The sequence below is a fragment of the Pseudomonas vranovensis DSM 16006 genome, assembly GCF_000425805.1.
Lineage (GTDB): Bacteria > Pseudomonadota > Gammaproteobacteria > Pseudomonadales > Pseudomonadaceae > Aquipseudomonas > Aquipseudomonas vranovensis.
Genome location: NZ_AUED01000002.1, coordinates 143,768 through 163,396, shown reverse-complemented (window position 1 = coordinate 163,396; position 19,629 = coordinate 143,768). Strand labels below are relative to the sequence as shown.

General features: G+C 63.5%; 17 protein-coding genes. 9 read left to right on the top strand and 8 right to left on the bottom strand.

What is annotated here, in order from left to right; all coding sequences use genetic code 11:
- Nucleotides 1–307: 307 nt before the first annotated feature.
- From H621_RS0104705 to choX, 4 genes are all read right to left on the bottom strand, one after another.
- Nucleotides 308–772 (bottom strand): thioesterase family protein, encoded by a 465-nt coding sequence (locus H621_RS0104705; protein WP_028942252.1) that lies wholly within the window; start codon nucleotides 770–772, stop codon nucleotides 308–310.
- A 13-nt stretch (nucleotides 773–785) separates the two neighbouring features.
- On the bottom strand, nucleotides 786–1,751 hold the full coding sequence (locus H621_RS0104700; RefSeq protein ID WP_028942251.1) for an L-carnitine dehydrogenase: 966 nt from the start codon (nucleotides 1,749–1,751) through the stop codon (nucleotides 786–788).
- 15 nt (nucleotides 1,752–1,766) lie between these two features.
- Entirely contained in the window at nucleotides 1,767–2,651 is an 885-nt protein-coding gene (gene cdhC / locus H621_RS0104695; protein ID WP_028942250.1) for a 3-dehydrocarnitine:acetyl-CoA trimethylamine transferase CdhC, read from the bottom strand.
- 87 nt (nucleotides 2,652–2,738) lie between these two features.
- Nucleotides 2,739–3,683, bottom strand: coding sequence for a choline ABC transporter substrate-binding protein (gene choX / locus H621_RS0104690; RefSeq protein WP_028942249.1), 945 nt, complete (start codon nucleotides 3,681–3,683; stop codon nucleotides 2,739–2,741).
- 171 nt (nucleotides 3,684–3,854) lie between these two features.
- Here choX and H621_RS0104685 point away from each other — a divergent pair, with 171 nt between their 5' ends.
- Nucleotides 3,855–4,814 (top strand): GlxA family transcriptional regulator, encoded by a 960-nt coding sequence (locus H621_RS0104685; RefSeq protein ID WP_028942248.1) that lies wholly within the window; start codon nucleotides 3,855–3,857, stop codon nucleotides 4,812–4,814.
- Here the strand turns inward: H621_RS0104685 and H621_RS0104680 are convergent.
- Both H621_RS0104680 and H621_RS0104675 read right to left on the bottom strand, forming a co-directional pair.
- A complete protein-coding gene (locus H621_RS0104680) occupies nucleotides 4,801–5,220 on the bottom strand; it encodes a DUF3010 family protein (protein ID WP_028942247.1) in 420 nt (139 codons plus the stop codon). The two genes, H621_RS0104685 and H621_RS0104680, sit on opposite strands and share 14 nt — an antisense overlap.
- Before the next feature lie 19 nt (nucleotides 5,221–5,239).
- Complete coding sequence (locus tag H621_RS0104675) at nucleotides 5,240–5,644, bottom strand: lysozyme inhibitor LprI family protein (protein ID WP_028942246.1); 405 nt, start codon at nucleotides 5,642–5,644, stop codon at nucleotides 5,240–5,242.
- Between the two features lie 206 nt (nucleotides 5,645–5,850).
- Between H621_RS0104675 and H621_RS0104670 the strand changes: the two genes are divergently transcribed.
- A complete protein-coding gene (locus tag H621_RS0104670) occupies nucleotides 5,851–6,558 on the top strand; it encodes a winged helix-turn-helix domain-containing protein (protein WP_028942245.1) in 708 nt (235 codons plus the stop codon).
- Nucleotides 6,559–7,848, top strand: coding sequence for an ATP-binding protein (locus H621_RS0104665; RefSeq protein WP_028942244.1), 1,290 nt, complete (start codon nucleotides 6,559–6,561; stop codon nucleotides 7,846–7,848).
- A gap of 3 nt (nucleotides 7,849–7,851) precedes the next feature.
- On the opposite strand, the gene H621_RS0104660 is transcribed toward H621_RS0104665, so the two are convergent.
- Complete coding sequence (locus H621_RS0104660) at nucleotides 7,852–9,678, bottom strand: serine hydrolase domain-containing protein (RefSeq protein ID WP_028942243.1); 1,827 nt, start codon at nucleotides 9,676–9,678, stop codon at nucleotides 7,852–7,854.
- A 250-nt stretch (nucleotides 9,679–9,928) separates the two neighbouring features.
- On the opposite strand from H621_RS0104660, the gene H621_RS0104655 reads away from it, so the two are divergent.
- The 6 genes from H621_RS0104655 to etfB all read left to right on the top strand — a co-directional run bounded on the left by H621_RS0104655 (nucleotide 9,929) and on the right by etfB (nucleotide 17,716).
- Nucleotides 9,929–10,906, top strand: a complete 978-nt coding sequence (locus tag H621_RS0104655) for a dipeptidase (protein WP_028942242.1) — start codon at nucleotides 9,929–9,931, stop codon at nucleotides 10,904–10,906.
- Between the two features lie 159 nt (nucleotides 10,907–11,065).
- Nucleotides 11,066–11,596, top strand: coding sequence for a 4-vinyl reductase (locus H621_RS0104650; protein WP_003177589.1), 531 nt, complete (start codon nucleotides 11,066–11,068; stop codon nucleotides 11,594–11,596).
- A gap of 15 nt (nucleotides 11,597–11,611) precedes the next feature.
- A complete protein-coding gene (gene dgcA / locus H621_RS0104645) occupies nucleotides 11,612–13,672 on the top strand; it encodes a dimethylglycine demethylation protein DgcA (RefSeq protein WP_028942241.1) in 2,061 nt (686 codons plus the stop codon).
- Between the two features lie 85 nt (nucleotides 13,673–13,757).
- Nucleotides 13,758–15,707 carry a dimethylglycine demethylation protein DgcB gene (gene dgcB, locus H621_RS0104640; RefSeq protein ID WP_028942240.1) on the top strand — a complete coding sequence of 650 codons (1,950 nt, stop codon included), beginning with the start codon at nucleotides 13,758–13,760 and terminating at the stop codon, nucleotides 15,705–15,707.
- Entirely contained in the window at nucleotides 15,707–16,930 is a 1,224-nt protein-coding gene (etfA, locus tag H621_RS0104635; RefSeq protein WP_028942239.1) for an electron transfer flavoprotein subunit alpha, read from the top strand. Before dgcB ends, etfA begins: the two co-directional genes overlap by 1 nt.
- 15 nt (nucleotides 16,931–16,945) lie before the next feature.
- Nucleotides 16,946–17,716: an electron transfer flavoprotein subunit beta gene (gene etfB / locus H621_RS0104630; RefSeq protein WP_028942238.1), complete on the top strand. Its 771-nt coding sequence runs from the start codon at nucleotides 16,946–16,948 to the stop codon at nucleotides 17,714–17,716.
- A 618-nt stretch (nucleotides 17,717–18,334) separates the two neighbouring features.
- Here etfB and gbcA read toward each other — a convergent pair.
- Nucleotides 18,335–19,627 (bottom strand): glycine-betaine demethylase subunit GbcA, encoded by a 1,293-nt coding sequence (gene gbcA, locus H621_RS0104625; RefSeq protein ID WP_028942237.1) that lies wholly within the window; start codon nucleotides 19,625–19,627, stop codon nucleotides 18,335–18,337.
- Nucleotides 19,628–19,629 lie beyond the last annotated feature (2 nt).

Sequence of the window (19,629 nt, the reverse complement as noted above, 5' to 3'; positions counted from 1 at the left end):
GTGATCGTGAGTCGATTCTGTGGGCGTGGGTGGGCCGCGGCAAGGGCAGAATGTCGCAATGGCCGCTTTGGCTATGAACAGGTCGTTTTCGGCTAAATCATCGGGACGGGGAGGCTGCACACTGGGGCCATGCACAGTTACAGGAAGGTTTGGTCACCTCCCGCTTCGCGCATGCAGATGCTCTTGCTTGACCCCGGTTGCGTCACGGCTTACCGGGGTTTTTTTATGGGTTGAGCGGGAGCGGGCTTGCCCCGCGATAGCAATCTCACAGGCACATCGCATCGCGGGGCAAGTCGCACCGCCGCTCCTACAGGCCAATCACCCGGCCAATGAATGCCGCTGCCGGCAGGTCTTGTTGCTCATCCACAATGGCCTGCAACCGCTGCGCAATCTCAGGCGCAAAGGGCGCAGAGCGGGGCCCCGCCAGGTCCACATGCAACAGCATCTGCTCACTGGCCGCCAAGGCTTCGTCGAAGCCCTCGCGGTGCAGGCTGTGGTAAAGGTGCAGGCGCTTGCGGTCAAAGCCGATCACCTGGGTTTGCACCCACACCTCTGTGCCCAGCTTCACTTCATGCAGGTAGTTCAGGTGGCACTCCAGGGTAAACAGCGAGTGCCCGCTGGCGCTGCGGTTGTCGCTGTCCAGGCCGATGTGGTCCATGAAGGCATCGGTGGCATAGCTGAAAATCAACAGGTAGAAGGCATCGCGCAAATGCCCGTTGTAGTCGACCCAGTCCGCCTGGACTGGGGTCTGGTAGGTGATCAAGGCGGGCATCACAACACTCCGGTCAGTCGCTGAAGGCCATGCCGTGCTTGGCCTTGGTGGTTTTGACCGCATCCAGCACGGCCAGCAGGCAATCATCACGATAGCGCTCAAGCGAGTTGATGCTGCGCTTGCCCAGTTGTTCGCTGGTGCCGTCGACCACGGCATCGATCAGGTCTTCGGTGAGCGCCGGCGCGGGCAGGTAGGTCCAGGGCAACTGCAGCGCCGGGCCGAACTGGGACATGAAGTGGCGCATGCCGGCATCGCCCCCGGCCAGGGTGTAGGTCAGGAAGGTGCCCATGAACGACCAGCGCAGGCCGGCACCAAAGCGAATGGCGTCGTCGATTTCGCCGGTGGTGGCCACGCCGTCGTTGACCAGGTGCAGGGCTTCGCGCCACAGCGCTTCGAGCAGGCGGTCGGCGATAAAACCGGGGACTTCCTTGCGTACGTGCAAGGGCCGCATACCCAGGCGGGTGTAGACGACTTTCGCCGCTTCGATGGCCTCGGGCGAGGTCTTGTTGCCGCCGACGATTTCCACCAGTGGCAACAGGTATACCGGGTTGAACGGGTGGCCGACCACGCAGCGCTCAGGGTGGGTGGAGGACTCGTAGAACTCGCTGGGCAACAGCCCCGAGGTACTGGAGCCGATCAGGGCGTTGGGCTTGGCCGCGGCGCTGATCTTGCCGTGCAGGTCGAGTTTCAGGTCCAGGCGCTCAGGTGCGCTTTCCTGGATGAAGTCGGCGTCGCGCACACACGCCTCGATGGTGTCGACGAAGCGCAGGCGATCTTGCGAGGCGCCCGGCGCCAGGCCCTGTTTCTCCAGGGCCGGCCAGGCATTGGCAATGCGCTTGCGCAGCGCCGTCTCGGCGCCGGGTGCCGGGTCCCAGGCCACTACGTCCAGGCCGTGGGCCAGGGCGCGGGCCACCCAGCCGCTGCCAATCACACCGCTGCCCAGGGCTGCGAACGTCTTGATCTCGGTGATAAAGCTCATCGTGCTCTCCAGTGTTCAGCGGCGGGTCAGGTTCATTTTGGCGCGGCCTTCGGCAGGGGTGAGTACCCGCGCGCCAAGGCGGCTGAGGATTTCGCCGGCGCGTTCAACCAACTGGCCGTTGCTGGCCAGTACGCCCTTGTCCAGGTACAGGTTGTCTTCCAGCCCAACCCGCACGTTGCCGCCCAGCAGCACCGCTTGCGCGGCCATGGGCATTTGCATGCGGCCGATGCCGAAGCCTGCCCAGGTGACGCCCGGCGGCAGGTTGTCGACCATCGCCTTCATGGTGGTGGTGTCGGCCGGAGCCCCCCATGGAATGCCCAGGCACAGCTGGAACAGCGGGTCGTCAAGCAGGCCTTCCTTGATCATTTGCTTGGCGAACCACAGGTGGCCGGTGTCGAAGATTTCCAACTCCGCTTTGACACCCAGTTCGGTGATGCGCTTGGCACCGGCGCGCAGCTGTGCCGGGGTCGAAACGTAGATGCTGTTGCCGTCGCCGAAATTGAGGGTGCCGCAGTCCAGGGTGCAGATTTCCGGCAACAGCGCCTCGACGTGGGCGAGGCGCTCCAGCGGGCCGATCAGGTCGGTGCCGGCGCCGAACTCCAGCGGCGTTTCGCCCGGGCCGATCTCCAGGTCGCCGCCCATGCCGGCGGTGAGGTTGACGATGATGTCCACATCCGACTCGCGGATGCGTTCCATCACTTCGCGGTACAGCGCCACATCGCGGCTGAAGCGGCCGGTCTGTGGGTCGCGGACATGGCAGTGGACCACGGTGGCACCGGCCTTGGCGGCTTCGACTGCGGCTGCTGCGATCTGCTTGGGAGTAACCGGTACCAGGTGGCTCTTGCTGGCGGTGTCGCCGGCGCCAGTGAGGGCGCAGGTGATGATGACGTCATGGTTCATGGCGGGGTTCCTTGGCGCGTGTCGGAGGTTGTCGCGGGGCAAGCCCGCTCCCACAGAGGCCTGTGAGGAGCTTGCCCCGCGATGAAGTCAGTTGGCAGTGAGCTGAAGGTTGTCGGCAGCCGGTTTGCCGTCAAAGGTGGTCACGCCCTCGAGCCAGCGCTTCTGGTCTTCAGGATGATCCTTGAGCCACTGGCGGGCGGAGGCCAGGGCGTCCTTGTGTTCGAGCAGCGGTTGCATCATGCGGCTCTCGTCTTCGGCGCTGAAGGTCAGGTTGGTCAGCAGTTTGTTCACGTTAGGGCAGCGCTCGGCGTAATCCGGGGCGGTGACGGTCCACACTGTGGCGCGGCCTTCATCCGGGCCCAGGGCGTCTTCGCTGCCGCTCAGGTACGCCATTTCGATGTTGACGTTCATCGGGTGCGGCGCCCAGCCGAAGAACACCACCGCCTCCTTGCGCCGCACGGCGCGATCGACGGCGGCGAGCATGCCGGCCTCGCTGGATTCGACCAGTTGGAATTTGCCCAGGCCAAACTGGTTCTTGCTGATCATCGCCTTGATCTGGGTGTTGGCGCCCGAGCCGGGCTCGATGCCGTAGATCTTGCCGCCCAGTTCCTTCTCGAATTTGGCGATGTCGGCGAAGGTTTTCAGGCCCTTGTCGGCCAGGTACTTGGGTACGGCGAGGGTGGCGCGGGCATCGTCGAGGCTTGGCTGGTCGAGGACCTTGACCTGGTTCTGCTTGATGAAGGGGGTGATGGTCTGGGTCATGATCGGGTTCCAGTAACCCAGGAACATGTCCAGGCGATTGTCGCGAATGCCGGCGAAGATGATCTGTTGCGAGGCACTGGTCTGCTTGGTCTTGTAGCCCAGGCCGTCGAGCAGCACCTGGGTCATGGCACTGGTGGCCATCACATCGGTCCAGTTGACCACGCCAAGGCGCACATTCTTGCAAGCAGCGGGTTCGGCTGCCCATACGTTGGTGCTGAGGATTGCGGTACCGACGAGCGTCAGCAGGCTACGGCTGATCAATCTGTTCATGGTGGCTCCTCCAACGGCAGTTCTAATTGTTATAAGGGGCGGCCTCTGCGTGCCGTGCTGATCAAGCTACGCGCACATCGCCAGGAAAAATCGCACCCTGGCGACCAGCACTTGCACACTGGCGACCTGCAAGGTATTAACCGCAGACCCGTGGCCGTCGAGTCGTTCGCTATGCCCCAGGATTTCTACTTTCTGTTGCTTCCCGGTTTTTCCGCCATCGGCTTTATCTCGGCGATCGAACCGCTGCGGGTGGCCAACCGCTTTCGCAGCGGGTTGTACCGCTGGCAGGTGTTGAGCATAGAGGGCGGGGCGGTGCAGGCCAGCAATGGCATGTCGGTCAATGCCGATGGCGCGCTGCAGCCGCTCGCCAAGGGTGCAACCTTGCTGGTGGTGGCCGGGTTCGAGCCGTTGGGTAGCTTCACACCTGCGCTGCAGCACTGGCTGCGCAAGCTCGATCACGACGGTGTGGTGCTCGGCGGCATCGACACCGGTGCGGTAGTCCTGGCCGAGGCAGGCCTGCTCGACGGCCACCGGGTGACCCTGCATTGGGAGGCGCTGGAGGCCTTCAAGGAGTCGTACCCGCAGCTGCAGGCGACCCAGGAGTTGTTCGAGGTGGACCGGCGGCGTATCACTTCGGCCGGTGGCACCGCCTCCATCGACCTGATGCTCGACCTGGTCGCCCAGGCCCACGGCGCACCGCTGGCGATCCAGGTGTCGGAGCAGTTCGTGCTGGGCCGTATCCGCCCGCGCCAGGACCACCAGCGCATGCAGATCGCCTCACGCTACGGCATCAGCAACAAGAAGCTGGTGCAGGTGATCGGCGAGATGGAACGCAACACCGAGCAACCCCTCAATACCCTGGTGCTGGCCGAACAGGTGCAGGTCACCCGGCGCCAGCTGGAACGGTTGTTTCGCCTGTACCTGCACGACACCCCCAGTGGCTTTTACCTGCGCCTGCGCCTGGACAAGGCGCGGCAACTGCTGCGCCAGACCGACATGAGCGTGCTGGAAGTGGGGATAGCCTGCGGCTTCGAATCGGCGTCCTATTTCACCCGCTGCTATCGCGGGCGTTTCGAGCGCTGCCCGCGTGAAGACCGCAAGCCGCAGGCCGCAGCGATCAGCGGCGGGTGAGCAGCAGGGCGCAGGCGCTTTTGTAGGCTTCGTGCTGGTATTTGTTCAGCGAGGCGGGCGGCTCGATGTTGTGCTTCTTGGCCTGGGCGCTGACAGTTTGCGGCGACACCAGGGCCACTTCACAAGCGTCCAGCAATTGCAGGATGCCTTCGATCTTGAACGTGGTGGGCCCGCCGGCGAAGTCGCCTTTCTTGCTGCGCTTCTTGATGGCCAGGTGAGTGATGCCGTGCTCGCTGACAAACTGCCGGGCGAGGCTTGCAAAGGCTTTGACGTTGTCCGCCAGTTCGTCGTCTTCCAGACCGAGCTTTTTCGTTGCCGCGGCCAGGTGGGCCGGGCTTCCAGCCTCCAGTGCGACCACGGCCAGCAGGGCTTCGCTGCCCTTGATTTCGATTCCGCAGACTTTCATTCATACCTCGGGTCAGGGGTTATTGCAGGCCAAGTGATTGCAGGTATTCGGAGCGATCATCGCTGCGCTGGGCCAGGCAGGTGTTCTGGGCCACTTCAAACGCCTTGCTGCCAGGTTGCTCGGCGTAGGTCTCGACCTTGCAGTCGGCGTCACGCAACTGTTGCCACACCGCCTCGGCGTCACGCAGGCGCTTGCTCAGTTCGGCAATCCGCGTCGGCTTGCCGCTGTACTGCTCCTTGATGCGATCGAGCTGGTCGTTGAAGGCGGCATTGAGCTCGCGTTCGGCGCTCTGGCGGCTGTACAAGGCGCATTCATAGGCCTGCGGATCAGTCTCGACGTTGTCGCACGGCGTTGCGCTCTCGTCCTCTTGCGCTTGGACGCCGAATGCCAGCAACACCAGGGCCAGCCCTACCATCGATCTCATCTGCGACATCCTCCAATAGCCTGCGGGAACATGGGCGCCGATTCTCGCTCAGCGCCACAGCAAAGAACAGGGTAGCCGCAGCAGCTGTAAAAAAGCGTGCAGCGCACATGAACACTTATTCACAGACGTGCCGGGGCCGGGCACATAAACTCGGCGATTGGCCGTTATCTATACTCTTCAACCCTTCGATACCCTCTGGAAACGCCATGGAAAGTGCGGGACTGTTCAAGGTACTGCTGGTCGAGGACGACCTGAAACTGGCCGGCCTGGTGGCGCATTTTCTCGCCGAACACGGCTTTGACGTGCATTGCGTGCATCGCGGCGACGAAGCGCTGGAAGCCTTCCTGGCCTTCAAGCCAGCGCTGGTGGTGCTCGACTTGATGCTACCCGGGCTCAGCGGCTTGCAGGTGTGCCGGGCGATCCGCAGCCAGGCGGCAACGCCGATCGTCATCCTCACGGCCCGCGAGGATGACCTGGACCATATCCTGGGTCTTGAGTCTGGCGCCGACGACTACGTGATCAAACCCATAAAGCCTCCGGTGCTGCTGGCCCGGCTGCGTGCGTTGCAGCGGCGCCAGGGCAGCGATGCCCCCGGGCGCGACAGCCTGGAATTCGGGCGCCTGAGCATCGACCGCGCCAGCCGCGAAGCGCGCCTGGGCGATGAGCTGATCGAGCTGAGCACCATGGAGTTCGAGCTGCTGTGGTTGCTGGCAAGCTCGGCGGGGCAGATTCTCACGCGTGACGACATCCTCAACCGCATTCGCGGCATCGCCTTCGATGGCCTGAACCGCAGTGTCGACGTTTATGTCAGCAAGCTGCGCAACAAACTCCACGACAACCCCCGCGAGCCGGTGTGCATCAAGACCGTCTGGGGCAAGGGCTACCTGTTCAATCCCTTCGCCTGGGAGCTGTAGATGCTGCGTCTGTTCCTTGGCCTGTACATCACCTTGGTACTGGGGTTCGCCCTGTCGATCACGGCGGTCGACCATGTGTTTACCTGGCTGCTCGATGGGCCGCTTGAGCGGTATCACCGCGAGGCCGTGCGTGGCCCGGCCTACAGCCTGGTGGAGCAACTGCGCCCGCTGGACAGCGGGGCGCGCCCGCAGAAACTCGCCGAGCTGCAAGCGCATTACGGCCTTGGCCTGAAGCTGATTGAAACCGACCTGTTGCAGCTCGACAAACGCGAGCAAGCATTGTTGGCCAGCGACCAACTGGTGGTGCGCAAGGACTTCACCCAGTTCATCGTGACCATCGATGGCGGCCCGCAAGTGTTGAGCATCGACCTGCCCGCAGAGCCCGAGGTGACCGAGGCCTACACCATCGGTGCCTATGCCATGCTGGCCGCCCTGATTGCCATTGCCCTGTTTCTCTGGGTGCGCCCGCACTGGCGTGACCTCGAGGGCCTGCGCCTGGCGGCGCAGCGCTTTGGTGACAACGACCTGCGCTCGCGTATCCATCTGTCGCGCCGCTCCAACATCCGTGAGCTGGCCGATCACTTCAACCAGATGGCCGGGCGCATCGAGGGGCTGATCGCCAATCAGCGCGAGCTGACCAATGCGGTGTCCCACGAGTTGCGCACGCCCATTGCCCGGCTGACCTTCGAGCTTGAGCAATTGCGCCAACTGTCGCGCCAGGAGGTCTGCGGTGCGTTGATCGATGACATGCATGCCGACCTCGGCGACCTTGAAGAAATGGTCTCGGAGCTGCTGACCTACGCCAGCCTCGAGCGCGGCGCCACCGAGATCAAGCGCGAAACCATCCAGGCCGCCAACTGGATCGACAGTGTGCTGGGGGCGGTGGCCCTGGAGGCGGAGGCTGCAGGTATTCAGCTGGTGCTGGATGCCTGCACGGTGCAATCGATCCGCATCGAACCACGGTTTATGGCCCGGGCGGTGATCAACCTGCTGCGCAACGCCATTCGCTATGCCGAACGCGAAGTACGAGTGCGTCTGGAGCGTGAGGGCGAGTGGTACCGGATCGTGGTGGAGGACGATGGCCCGGGAGTGCCTTTCAATGCCCGGGAGAAGATCTTCGAACCGTTCTCGCGACTGGATGCCAGCCGTGACCGCCGCACCGGCGGCTTTGGCCTGGGGCTGGCGCTGGTTCGCCGGGTGTCGCAATGGCACGGTGGCCAGGCCGATGTGCGCGATGCCGAAGCGGGCGGGGCGCTGTTTGTCCTGACCTGGCCCCATGACGCAGCCTGAGCCTCAGAACTGCACAACGGTATTGGCCGCCGGGCTGCGTACAAAGCGGTAGCCCAGCACCCTCAGCCCATCGCTGTAGCGGCTCAGGGTGTTGCCCTGGTCCTGGCCGCTGCCGGCCAGCAGGGCATGTTCGCTATCGATTGGCTGGATCACGAACTCGATCAGGCTTTCGCCGGCCCGGCGCCCTTGCGCCAGTAACAGCCCCTGCTCGATGCGCAGGTTCAGGCCATCGAGCAGGGGTGAGGTGTCGCCCGGGCTCACCAGCCGATAGCGTCCGACACTGTCCTGCCAGTCGGCGGGCAACGGCAGGGGGTCGATGCGCTCACCCAGGGGCAAGGTCTGGCCGTGTCGTCGCACCACCAGCACGCGTTTGTCGGCGACGCTCACGACATCCAGTTGCAGTTGTTCGAGCTTGCCCAGGTCCAGTGCCCAGAGGCCCAGCAGTTTCTTTTCCGGGCGCAGCCAGCCGTCACTGTCGCGCAGCAGCTCGACGCGCTTGCCGGCCAGCTCGGCGAACAGGCGCTGGCGCTCATCCTTGATGCGCACCACACCCAGCCGGCTGGTATAGATCCCGGCCACCCGCTGGCGGTCGTCGGCACCCGGCACCATGGCGGTGGCCATCGACGGCAGGCTGTAGCTGCAGTCATCCAGGCAGTCCGGCTGGCCTCCCCGGGCCTGCACCATCAGGCGCAGGGCCTGGGTCGCCAGGTCGCTGACCAGCGCTTCGGCGGTGTCGGCGTTGGCCATCACCACCACCGCCAACTGATGTTCGGGCAGCATGCTCAATTGCGCGGCAAAATCGCCGGTCGACCCGCTGTGCTGCCACTGCGCAAGGTTCGTCCCGACCTGCGGATCACCACAGGGGCCCAGGTACCAGGCGAGGCCCATAGGGCAGTCGAAATCCAGGGCGTTGGCGCGGTTCTGCTGGCTGAACATAGCCTGGATCGACGCCTGGCTCATTACCTGTCGGCCGTTGTAGCGGCCCTCGGCAAACAACATCTGGACGAACTGGCCGACCTCCCGGGGTGTTGTCCATAGCCCACCGGCCGGCAGGTCGCGGATCTGTGCATCGGCGCTGCGCCGGCCTTGCAGGTAGCCGCGGGCGCGAAAGGGCTCCAGCTCACTGTTGCCGATGAAGCTTGAGTGCTTCATCGCCAGGGGTTGCAACAGGTGCTGCTGCAGGCGGGTTTCAAAGGTTTGCCCACTGCTGCGCTCGATGGCCGCGCCCAGCAGGGCAAACCCCAGGTTGGAATACACCGTGCGGGTGCCGGGTGGGTTGCTCAGCCATAGCCCGGAGGCTTTTTGCGGCAGGTATTTCAGCGGGTCGCTGCTGCGCAGGCGGGGCAGGTATTCGCTGGGCAGGCCGGCCTGGTGGCTGAGCAGGCGACGCAGGGTCACGGCGTTGTTGGCGCTGTGGGCGTCAGGGTGAAAGCGCGAACGCACGCGAAACTCCGGCAGGGTTTGCGCCAACGGTGCATCGAGCGCCAGACGCTGCTGTTCGACCAGTTGCAGGGTGGCGCTGGCAGTGAACAGCTTCGACAACGAGCCTGCGCGAAACGCGGTATCGGGCGTCACGCGCATATGCAAATCCTGGTCGGCCAGGCCAAAACCCTCGGTCCACACCAGCGCCTGGCCGTCGATCAATGCCAGCGACAGCCCCGGCACATGGTTCTTGTCCATCAGCGCGGGGATACGCTGGCGCAGTTGTTCGATCACCGCCTGATAGTCGCCCTGGCGAATCTCTGGCTGAGGTTGCGGGGCACGTTCGCCGCAGCCACTGGCCAGGGTCAGAAGACTGAACAAGAGGGCTGAGCGAGGCGAGCGAAGCATGATGCACCCGGGGGCAATGAAGGTCAGTGCATGCTAGGGAAACGGCCCCGGTCAATCTTTGAGCGGTTTGTCGCAAAACTGTGAAAGAGTCTGCGCGCAGCCTTTGCAACAGCCCTTTGTCGCGCTTTGACGCTTTCGGTAATTCCCCTGTCGTTTTTGCATCTTAGCGACCTGTCGCCTAGGCATATGCTGGTCCCAAAGCGCCGGCAGACGATTCGGCGCAGGTAATGCCAATAAAGGGGACAGCCTGATGAGCCCAGCCGAATTACACGCCGACAGCATCGTTATCGACGGGCTGATCATTGCCAAATGGAACCGCGAGCTGTTCGAGGACATGCGCAAGGGTGGCCTGACCGCTGCCAACTGCACCGTGTCGGTCTGGGAAGGCTTCCAGGCCACGGTCAACAACATTGCCGCCAGTCAGAAACTGATCCGCGAGAACGGTGACCTGGTCATGCCGGTGCGCACCACCGCCGACATCCGCAAGGCCAAGGAGCTGGGCAAGACCGGCATCCTGTTCGGCTTCCAGAACGCCCACGCATTCGAAGACCAGATCGGCTATGTAGACGTGTTCAAGCAGTTGGGCGTGGGCATCGTGCAGATGTGCTACAACACCCAGAACCTGGTGGGCACCGGCTGTTACGAGCGCGACGGCGGCCTGTCGGGTTTCGGTCGCGAGATCGTCGCCGAAATGAACCGTGTGGGCATCATGTGCGACCTGTCCCATGTCGGTTCCAAGACTTCAGAAGAAGTCATCCTCGAGTCGAAAAAGCCGGTGTGCTACTCCCACTGCCTGCCCTCAGGGCTCAAGGAGCACCCGCGCAACAAATCTGATGAAGAGCTCAAGTTCATTGCCGACCATGGCGGTTTTGTCGGCGTGACCATGTTCGCGCCATTCCTGGCCAAGGGCATCGACTCGACCATCGACGACTATGCCGAAGCCATCGAATACACCATGAACATCGTTGGTGAAGACGCCATCGGTATTGGTACCGACTTCACCCAGGGCCATGGCCAGGACTTCTTCGAGTACCTGACCCACGACAAAGGCTATGCCCGGCGCCTGACCAGCTTCGGCAAGATCATCAACCCGCTGGGCATCCGCACCGTGGGCGAGTTCCCCAACCTCACCGAGACCCTGCTCAAGCGCGGCCATTCCGAGCGCGTGGTGCGCAAGATCATGGGCGAGAACTGGGTGAACGTCCTCAAGGATGTCTGGGGCGAATAACGCCACCGTCAACGCTGTCCTGTAGCCGCTGCCGAAGGCTGCGATCGGCTGCACAGCAGTCGTGCTTGCACTGGCGGCATGAAGGTTCTTCGAACCTTGTCGCAGCCAGCGGTAGCGGCTACAGGGCGACAATAACCTCGAATTCTGGAGTTCTTACGCATGGCCAAGATCGCCCCGCAATTGCCTATCGAAGTCGACAGCGAAACCGGTGTATGGACCAGTGATGCCCTGCCGATGCTGTACGTGCCACGGCATTTTTTCGTCAACAACCACATGGGCATCGAGGAAGTGCTGGGCGCCGACGCCTATGCCGAGATCCTCTACAAGGCCGGCTACAAATCTGCCTGGCACTGGTGCGAGAAAGAGGCCGAATGCCACGGGCTGGAAGGCGTGGCGGTGTTCGAGCACTACATGAAGCGTTTGTCGCAGCGGGGCTGGGGCCTGTTCAAGATCCAGGACATCGACCTGGATAAAGGCACCGCCAGCGTCAAGCTCGAGCACTCGGCTTTCGTTTACGTGTACGGCAAGGTCGGGCGCAAGGTCGACTACATGTTCACCGGCTGGTTCGCCGGGGCCATGGACCAGATCCTGGCAGCCCGCGGCAGCAAGATTCGCACGGTCGCCGAGCAGGTATACGGCGGTTCGGAAGAAGGCCACGACGACGGCCTGTTCATCGTCAAGCCGTTGTAAGTCGAGGATTCCGCCATGGCTTTCGAAGCAATGTTCCAGCCGATCCAGATCGGCAAACTGACCATCCGCAACCGGGTACTGAGCACTGCGCACGCCGAGGTCTACGCCACCGATGGCGGCATGACCACCGCCCGCTATGTGAAGTACTACGAAGAGAAAGCCAAGGGCGGTATCGGCCTTGCCATCTGCGGGGGCTCCTCGGTGGTGGCCATCGACAGCCCGCAGGAGTGGTGGGCCTCGGTGAACCTGTCCACCGACCGTATCATTCCGCACTTTCAGAACCTGGCCGACGCCATGCACAAGCATGGCGCCAAGATCATGATCCAGATTACCCACATGGGCCGTCGCTCGCGCTGGGACGGCTTCAACTGGCCAACCCTGATGTCGCCCTCGGGCATCCGCGAACCGGTGCACCGCGCCACCTGCAAGACCATCGAGCCGGAGGAAATCTGGCGCGTGATCGGCAACTACGCGCAAGCGGCGCGCCGGGCCAAGGAGGGCGGCCTGGACGGCGTCGAGCTGTCGGCCGTGCACCAGCACATGATCGACCAGTTCTGGAGCCCGCGGGTCAACAAACGCACCGACGAATGGGGCGGCAGCTTTGAAGGGCGCATGAAATTCGGCCTGGAAGTGCTCAAGGCCGTACGCGCCGAAGTGGGTCCGGATTTCTGCGTGGGCATGCGTATCTGTGGTGACGAATTCCACCCCGATGGCCTGAGCCACGAGGACATGAAGGAAATCGCCAAGTACTACGACGCCACCGGCATGCTCGATTTCTTCGGCGTGATCGGCTCGGGGTGCGACACCCACAACACCCTGGCCAACGTTATCCCCAACATGAGTTATCCACCGGAGCCGTTCCTGCACCTGGCTGCCGGCATCAAGGAAGTGGTCAAGGTGCCAGTGCTGCACGCGCAGAACATCAAGGACCCGAACCAGGCTACCCGCATCCTTGAGGGCGGCTACGTGGACATGGTCGGCATGACCCGTGCGCACATCGCCGACCCGCACCTGATCGCCAAGATCAAGATGGGCCAGATCGACCAGATCAAGCAGTGCGTCGGTGCCAACTACTGCATCGACCGTCAGTACCAGGGCCTCGATGTGCTGTGCATCCAGAACGCCGCCACCTCTCGCGAATACATGGGTGTGCCGCACATCATCGAAAAATCCACCGGGCCCAAGCGCAAGGTGGTGGTGGTTGGCGCGGGGCCAGCGGGGATGGAGGCGGCGCGCGTCGCGGCCGAGCGTGGCCATGACGTGACCTTGTTCGAGAAGAAGGACGCCATCGGCGGGCAGATCACCATCGCTGCCAAGGCCCCGCAACGTGACCAGATCGCCGGTATTACCCGCTGGTACCAGCTGGAGCTGGCGCGCCTGAAGGTCGACCTGCGCCTGGGCACCGCGGCCGATATCGACACCCTCCAGGACCTGCGCCCGGACGTGATCGTGCTGGCCGTGGGCGGGCATCCGTTCCTGGAGCAGAACGAACACTGGGGCGCGGCCGAAGGCCTGGTGGTCAGTAGCTGGGACGTGCTCGACGGCAAGGTGGCGCCAGGCAAGAACGTGCTGGTGTACGACACCATCTGCGAGTTCACCGGCATGTCGGTGGCCGACTACCTCGCCGACAAGGGCAGCCAGGTCGAGATCGTCACCGACGACATCAAGCCGGGCGTGGCCATTGGCGGTACATCATTCCCCACCTACTACCGCAGCATGTACCCCAAGGAAGTCATCATGACCGGCGACCTGATGCTGGAAAAGGTCTACCGCGAGGGCGACAAGCTGGTAGCGGTGCTGGAGAACGAATACACCGGCGCCAAAGAGGAGCGGGTGGTCGACCAGGTGGTGATCGAGAACGGCGTGCGCCCGGACGAAGCGCTCTACTACGGGCTCAAGGAAGGTTCGCGCAACAAGGGCCAGATCGACGTCGAGGCACTCTTTGCGATCCAGCCGCAGCCGATCCTCAGCCAGCCGGGCGAAGGCTACCTGCTGTACCGCATCGGCGACTGCGTGGCGCAGCGCAACACCCATGCCGCCATCTACGACGCCTTGCGCCTCTGCAAAGACTTCTGATCTGTAGGAGCGGGCCTGCCCCGCGATGCGATGTGGCTGCTGGATCGCTATCGCGGGGCAAGCCCGCTCCTGCTGGGAGCTTCCCATGTTGAACACTGTGATCCCCATTTTGCTGTTCGCCGCCCTGGGCCTCGCCGTCCTCGGCGCCTTGCGGCGCGTGCGGATGTGGCGCCAAGGCCGGCCCTCGAAGGTCGATCTGCTGGGCGGGCTGCTGGCCATGCCCCGGCGCTACATGGTCGACCTGCACCACGTGGTCGCCCGCGACAAGTACATGGCCAATACCCACGTTGCCACTGCCGGCGGTTTTGTCCTGGCAGCGGTCCTGGCGATCCTGGTGCATGGCTTTGGCCTGCACAACAAGATCCTCGGCTACGCCCTGCTGTTTGCCACGGTGCTGATGTTTGCCGGGGCGCTGTTCGTCTACAAGCGCCGCCTCGACCCGCCTTCGCGCCTGTCCAAGGGACCGTGGATGCGCCTGCCCAAGAGCTTGCTGGTGTTCGCCGCCAGTTTCTTCATCGCCACCTTGCCGGTGGCCGGCATCCTCCCGGATGGCTTCGGCGGCTGGGTGCTGGTTGCCCTGCTGGGTCTTGGTGTGCTCTGGGGCGTGTCCGAGCTGTTCTTCGGCATGACCTGGGGCGGGCCGATGAAGCACGCCTTCGCCGGTGCCCTGCACCTGGCCTGGCACCGGCGCGCCGAGCGGTTTGGCGGTGGTCGCTCCACCGGGCTCAAGCCCATCGACCTGGAAGATCCACAGGCGCTGCTGGGTGTGGAAAAACCCAAGGACTTCACCTGGAACCAGCTGCTCGGTTTCGACGCCTGCGTACAGTGTGGCAAGTGCGAGGCGGCATGCCCGGCCTTTGCCGCCGGGCAGCCGCTGAACCCGAAAAAGCTCATCCAGGACATGGTCGTCGGCCTGGCCGGCGGCACCGACGCCAAATTTGCCGGCAGCCCGTACCCAGGCAAGCCGATTGGTGAACATGGCGGCAACCCGCACCAGCCGATCGTCAATGGCCTGGTGGACGCTGAAACCCTGTGGTCGTGCACCACCTGCCGTGCGTGTGTGGAGGAGTGCCCGATGATGATCGAGCACGTCGATGCCATCGTCGACATGCGCCGTCACCTGACCCTGGAAAAAGGCGCCACCCCGAACAAGGGCGCCGAGGTGCTCGACAACCTCATCGCCACCGACAACCCCGGCGGCTTTGCCCCGGGTGGACGGATGAACTGGGCGGCGGACCTGAGCCTCAAGCTGCTTGGCGACACCAAGACCACCGACGTGCTGTTCTGGGTAGGCGATGGCGCCTTCGACATGCGCAACCAGCGTACCCTGCGCGCCTTCGTCAAGGTGCTCAAGGCAGCACAGGTGGATTTTGCCGTGCTGGGCCTCGAGGAACGCGACAGTGGCGACGTGGCGCGGCGGCTGGGCGACGAAGCGACCTTCCAGCAACTGGCCAAGCGCAATATCCAGACCCTGGGCAAGTACAGCTTCAAGCGCATCGTCACCTGCGACCCGCACAGTTTCCATGTGCTCAAGAACGAGTACGGTGCCTTTGGCGGCGAGTACCAGGTGCAGCACCACAGCACTTACATTGCCGAGCTGATCGGTGCTGGCGCCTTGAACCTTGGCCAGCACAAAGGCGGTACCGTGACCTATCACGACCCGTGCTACCTGGGCCGCTACAACGGCGAGTACGAGTCGCCCCGCGAGGTGCTGCGCGCCCTGGGTATCGAGATCAAGGAGATGCAGCGTTCGGGCTTCCGTTCCCGTTGCTGCGGTGGCGGCGGCGGTGCGCCAATCACCGATATTCCCGGCAAGCAACGGATTCCCGACATGCGCATGGAGGACATCCGCGAGACAGGTGCCGAACTGGTGGCCGTGGGTTGTCCACAATGCACGGCAATGCTTGAAGGGGTGGTCGAACCACGTCCACTGATCAAGGACCTGGCTGAGCTGGTGGCTGATGCCCTGCTCGAAGAACAAGCGCCGGCGAACAAACCGGCGCCCGCCAAGCGCGAACCTGCGGAGGTGCATTGATGAGCGACATTATTCGCCGTGACCCGCGCGCCGAATGGATCGCCCGCAACCGTCTGCATCCGCTGCACGCGGCCATGCAGCAAACCCAGCAGCACAGCTGGATGGGCCCCAACGGCATTGTGCGCAAGAACCCCCACGGGATCGGTTTCATCGGCCCCAATGGCATCAAGCGCATCGACCGCAGTGGTGCCCAGCAGGGCACCAGCACCAAGCGTACGGCGGCAGCGGCGGTGGAGCTGCCGCTGCACCAGGTGCCGGCACCGGCGTTCTACATCGCCGTTGTACCGGACATGGTCGGAGGCCGTCTGGGCAGCCACGACCGTGACCTGCTCGGCCTTGCCCACAGCCTGGCCGGCAGCGACGGTGCGGTGCTGGCGGTGGTGTTCGGCGAGCACAAGGAAAACAACTTTTCCACAGCCGGTGTCGACCGCCTGCTGGTCATCGAAGGCGACGAGTTCGAGGGTTATGCACCTGAGCAACGGGTGCAGGGCCTGCGCGCTGTGGATAACCAATTCAATCCGCGCCACTGGCTACTGCCCGACAGCCGCACCGGTGGCGGTGAGCTGGGCCGGCGCTTTGCCGCTGCCCTGGGCGAGCGCCCGGCGACCCGGGTATGGCAGGTCAAGGACGGGCAGTGCAGCGGCCGCGCCGGTGCAGGCCAGCAGGACCTGAACCGTGGCTTGCCACGCTTGATCCTGGCCTCCGCCGAGTGCGCCGAGTCGGTCAGCGAAACCCGTCACGAAGCCCTGCCCGAACAGTTATCCACAAGCATGGCGCGCAGCTTGCCACGCATCGAAGACCTCGGCCCGGTGGCCGTGGACCCGGCAGCCATTGCCATGGCCGAAGCCGAGTTCATTGTCTCGGGCGGCAACGGGGTCAAGGACTGGGACGTGTTTCACCGCGCAACTATTGCCCTGGGAGCCACCGAGGGCGCCTCGCGAGTGGCGGTGGACGATGGCTTCATGCCGCGTAACCGCCAGGTGGGGGCCACCGGTACCTGGGTCACGGCGCGGGTCTATGTGGCTGTGGGTATCTCCGGGGCCATCCAGCACCTGCAGGGCATCGGCGCCTGCGACAAGGTGGTGGCGATCAACATGGACCCGGGCTGCGACATGATCAAACGCGCCGACCTATCGGTGATCGGCGACAGCGCGGCAATTCTGCAGGCGCTGATCCAGGCTGTGGAAAACTACCGCAACGGCGCCAAGCGCGATGCGGCATAAGGGCAGGGGATAACTATGAGTACCAAGGTCGTCAGTCTGGTTTCCATCGGTGCCCACCCCAGCTCGGGTCGTACCCGGCGTGCCGAACAGGACGCCCGGGCGGTTGAGCTGGGCCTGCAACTGGCTGGGGATAACTTGCAGGTGCTGCATGCCGGTGACCCGCAGGAGCCGGCCCTGCGTGCCTACCTGGGCATGGGCCTGGCGCAGGTCGATGTACTTGAGCAGCCAGCGGGTGCCGACGCCCTGGGTGTGCTGGAGGATTATCTGCGTGAGGCGGGGGCCCAGTTGGTGCTGACCGGCAGCCAGGCCGAAACCGGCGAAGGCTCGGGCATGCTCCCGTTCCTGTTGGCCGAGCGCCTGGGCTGGCCGTTGGTGGTGGGCTTGGCAGAAGTCGAATCTATCCACAACGGCGTGGCCGAGGTGCTGCAAGCCTTGCCACGGGGTCAGCGGCGCCGGCTCAAGGTGCGCCTGCCGCTGCTCGCCACTGTGGATAACGCCGCACCCAAGCCGCGCCAGAGCGCCTTTGGCCCGGCGCGACGCGGGGTGCTGGCGGCCCGGCAAGTGGCAATCGTCGAAGACGAGTTGTTCACAGGTGCCGAGCTGCAACCGGCCAAGCCACGGCCCAAGCGCTTGAAAGTGATCAAGGCCAAGAGCGGTGCCGACCGCATGAAAGCCGCGACGGCGAAGGCCAGTGGCGGAGGTGGCCAGGTACTCAAGGAGGTCACTCCTGAAGCGGGTGCCGAGGCCATTCTCAAATTGCTGGTGGAGGAAGGCGTGCTGCGCTGAGGAGCGTTACCCACAATCCTTGTTGGCGGATCTGTGGATAATATGTTCGCCCATGACTGCAAGCCGCGTGGATCAAGGCGTGCAGAGAGTTGATCAAAAAACGTCCATATTGCTGTTTTCCCCCCTTCCATAACGCTAAAGCCGTGTAATTACACGGCTTTCGGCGTTATCCACAATACCTTTCCAAGCTAGGTTCTTTTGCACACAAAGTCTGTTGGCCGCTTTGTGGATAAGGTGTTTGCCTTCCCCTGTGAGCCACGTATTCAAAGGCTTACAGAGTATTGGTCAAAAAACGTCCAATTGGCCTGATTTCATCAATATGCTGTTTTCCACAGGCGAGCAGCCAGGTTTCCCACAATTGCTGTGGGTTGTCCTGTGGATAAAGTGTTTGCTGTGTGGGGCGAGCCAGCGGGGGCGGGGGATTGCGGGGGCTGGTCAGTATTTGTACAGCGATCGCCGGGCAAGTCCCACTTGGTGACTGCTGCACAGTCGATCGCAGCCTCGTTCCTCGGCAGCGGCTACAGATTGTCCGTGTAGCCGCTGGCGAATGCCTGCGATCGACCGCGTAGCGGTCGTGGTTCAAGACAGTTGCTCCTACCCGGCGATGCCTTGCTCCGCTTACTGCGCCGCCACCCCTTTCAGGTAAGGCGCAGGCGCGGCACCCAGGTTGCTCAGCACCCGCTCGCTGTACCAGTCCACGAAGTTCACCACACCAAATTCGTAGGTCTTGGAGTACGGGCCTGGCTGATACGCCGTGGAGTTGATCCCGCGCTGGTTCTCCTCGGCCAGGCGACGATCCTGGTCGTTGGTTGCATCCCACACCTGGCGCATGCGCGCCGGGTCGTAGTCCACCCCCTCGACCGCATCCTTGTGCACCAGCCACTTGGTGGTGACCATGGTTTCCTGGGCGCTGATCGGCCACACGGTGAAGACAATGATGTGATCGCCCATGCAGTGGTTCCACGAGTGCGGCAGGTGAAGGATGCGCATCGAGCCCAGGTCGGGGTTCTTGATCCGGCCCATGAGCTTCTGGCAGCCCTGCTTGCCGTCCAGGGTCATGGACACGGTGCCCTTGAGCAGCGGCATGCGCACGATACGGTTGCGCAGGCCGAAGCTGGCGTGGGCGTAGGGGATCTTCTCGGCGTCCCAGGCGGCAGCCGAGGCCGCGACGTGATCCTTGAACGCCTGGTCGGCCCGCGGGTCGGTGACGTCATCCCATTCCAGCAGGGTCTTGAGCAGCTCCGGGTGAGAACCGCTGCAGTGGTAGCACTCGCGGTTGTTTTCCAGCACCAGCTTCCAGTTGGCCTTTTCCATCAAGGTGGTCTGCACCGCCACCTTGGTGTTCTCCATGTCGTAGGGCTCCATGTAGTGAGCCAGGGTGGCGAGGAAGTCGTCGATCGCCGGTGGGTTCTCGGCCAGGCTGATGAAAATGTAGCCACCGGCGGTCTTCACATGCACAGGCTTGAGGCCGTACTGCTTCATGTCGAAGTCGGCGCCCATTTCGGTGCCGGCGAACAGCAGGCGGCCGTCGAGCTCGTAGGTCCATTGGTGGTAATGGCAGACCAACTTGGCCACCTTGCCTTTTTCACTGGTACACAGGCGCGAACCACGGTGACGGCAGACGTTGTGGAAAGCATGCACCTGGCCTTCGGCACCGCGCACCACCAGGATCGGGTTCTTGCCGATCTGCAGGGTGAGGAAGTTGCCCTTGGTCGGGATTTCACAGGTCATCCCGGCAATCAGCCATTCCTTCTGGAAGATCTCTTCCATGTCGATCTGGAACAGGCGTTCGTCGCAATAGAACGGCTGCGGCAGCGAGAAGGTCCGCTCGCGGTTCTGCAGCATCTCGGCGGTGGCCTTGCGCGCAGGTTCCAGTGGATCGCCCAGACTCAAAGTTGCGGTGACGTCCATCG

Bases quoted from the DNA above. Each gene is read 5' to 3' on its own strand.
- dgcB (WP_028942240.1), top strand. From the start codon at position 13,758: ATGTTGAACACTGTGATCCCCATTTTGCTGTTCGCCGCCCTGGGCCTC.
- etfB (WP_028942238.1), top strand. From the start codon at position 16,946: ATGAGTACCAAGGTCGTCAGTCTGGTTTCCATCGGTGCCCACCCCAGC.
- etfA (WP_028942239.1), top strand. From the start codon at position 15,707: ATGAGCGACATTATTCGCCGTGACCCGCGCGCCGAATGGATCGCCCGC.
- H621_RS0104665 (WP_028942244.1), top strand. From the start codon at position 6,559: ATGCTGCGTCTGTTCCTTGGCCTGTACATCACCTTGGTACTGGGGTTC.
- H621_RS0104660 (WP_028942243.1), bottom strand. From the start codon at position 9,678: ATGCTTCGCTCGCCTCGCTCAGCCCTCTTGTTCAGTCTTCTGACCCTG.
- H621_RS0104685 (WP_028942248.1), top strand. From the start codon at position 3,855: ATGCCCCAGGATTTCTACTTTCTGTTGCTTCCCGGTTTTTCCGCCATC.
- dgcA (WP_028942241.1), top strand. From the start codon at position 11,612: ATGGCTTTCGAAGCAATGTTCCAGCCGATCCAGATCGGCAAACTGACC.
- gbcA (WP_028942237.1), bottom strand. From the start codon at position 19,627: ATGGACGTCACCGCAACTTTGAGTCTGGGCGATCCACTGGAACCTGCG.
- H621_RS0104670 (WP_028942245.1), top strand. From the start codon at position 5,851: ATGGAAAGTGCGGGACTGTTCAAGGTACTGCTGGTCGAGGACGACCTG.
- H621_RS0104650 (WP_003177589.1), top strand. From the start codon at position 11,066: ATGGCCAAGATCGCCCCGCAATTGCCTATCGAAGTCGACAGCGAAACC.
- cdhC (WP_028942250.1), bottom strand. From the start codon at position 2,651: ATGAACCATGACGTCATCATCACCTGCGCCCTCACTGGCGCCGGCGAC.
- H621_RS0104675 (WP_028942246.1), bottom strand. From the start codon at position 5,644: ATGAGATCGATGGTAGGGCTGGCCCTGGTGTTGCTGGCATTCGGCGTC.
- H621_RS0104655 (WP_028942242.1), top strand. From the start codon at position 9,929: ATGAGCCCAGCCGAATTACACGCCGACAGCATCGTTATCGACGGGCTG.
- choX (WP_028942249.1), bottom strand. From the start codon at position 3,683: ATGAACAGATTGATCAGCCGTAGCCTGCTGACGCTCGTCGGTACCGCA.
- H621_RS0104680 (WP_028942247.1), bottom strand. From the start codon at position 5,220: ATGAAAGTCTGCGGAATCGAAATCAAGGGCAGCGAAGCCCTGCTGGCC.
- H621_RS0104700 (WP_028942251.1), bottom strand. From the start codon at position 1,751: ATGAGCTTTATCACCGAGATCAAGACGTTCGCAGCCCTGGGCAGCGGT.
- H621_RS0104705 (WP_028942252.1), bottom strand. From the start codon at position 772: ATGCCCGCCTTGATCACCTACCAGACCCCAGTCCAGGCGGACTGGGTC.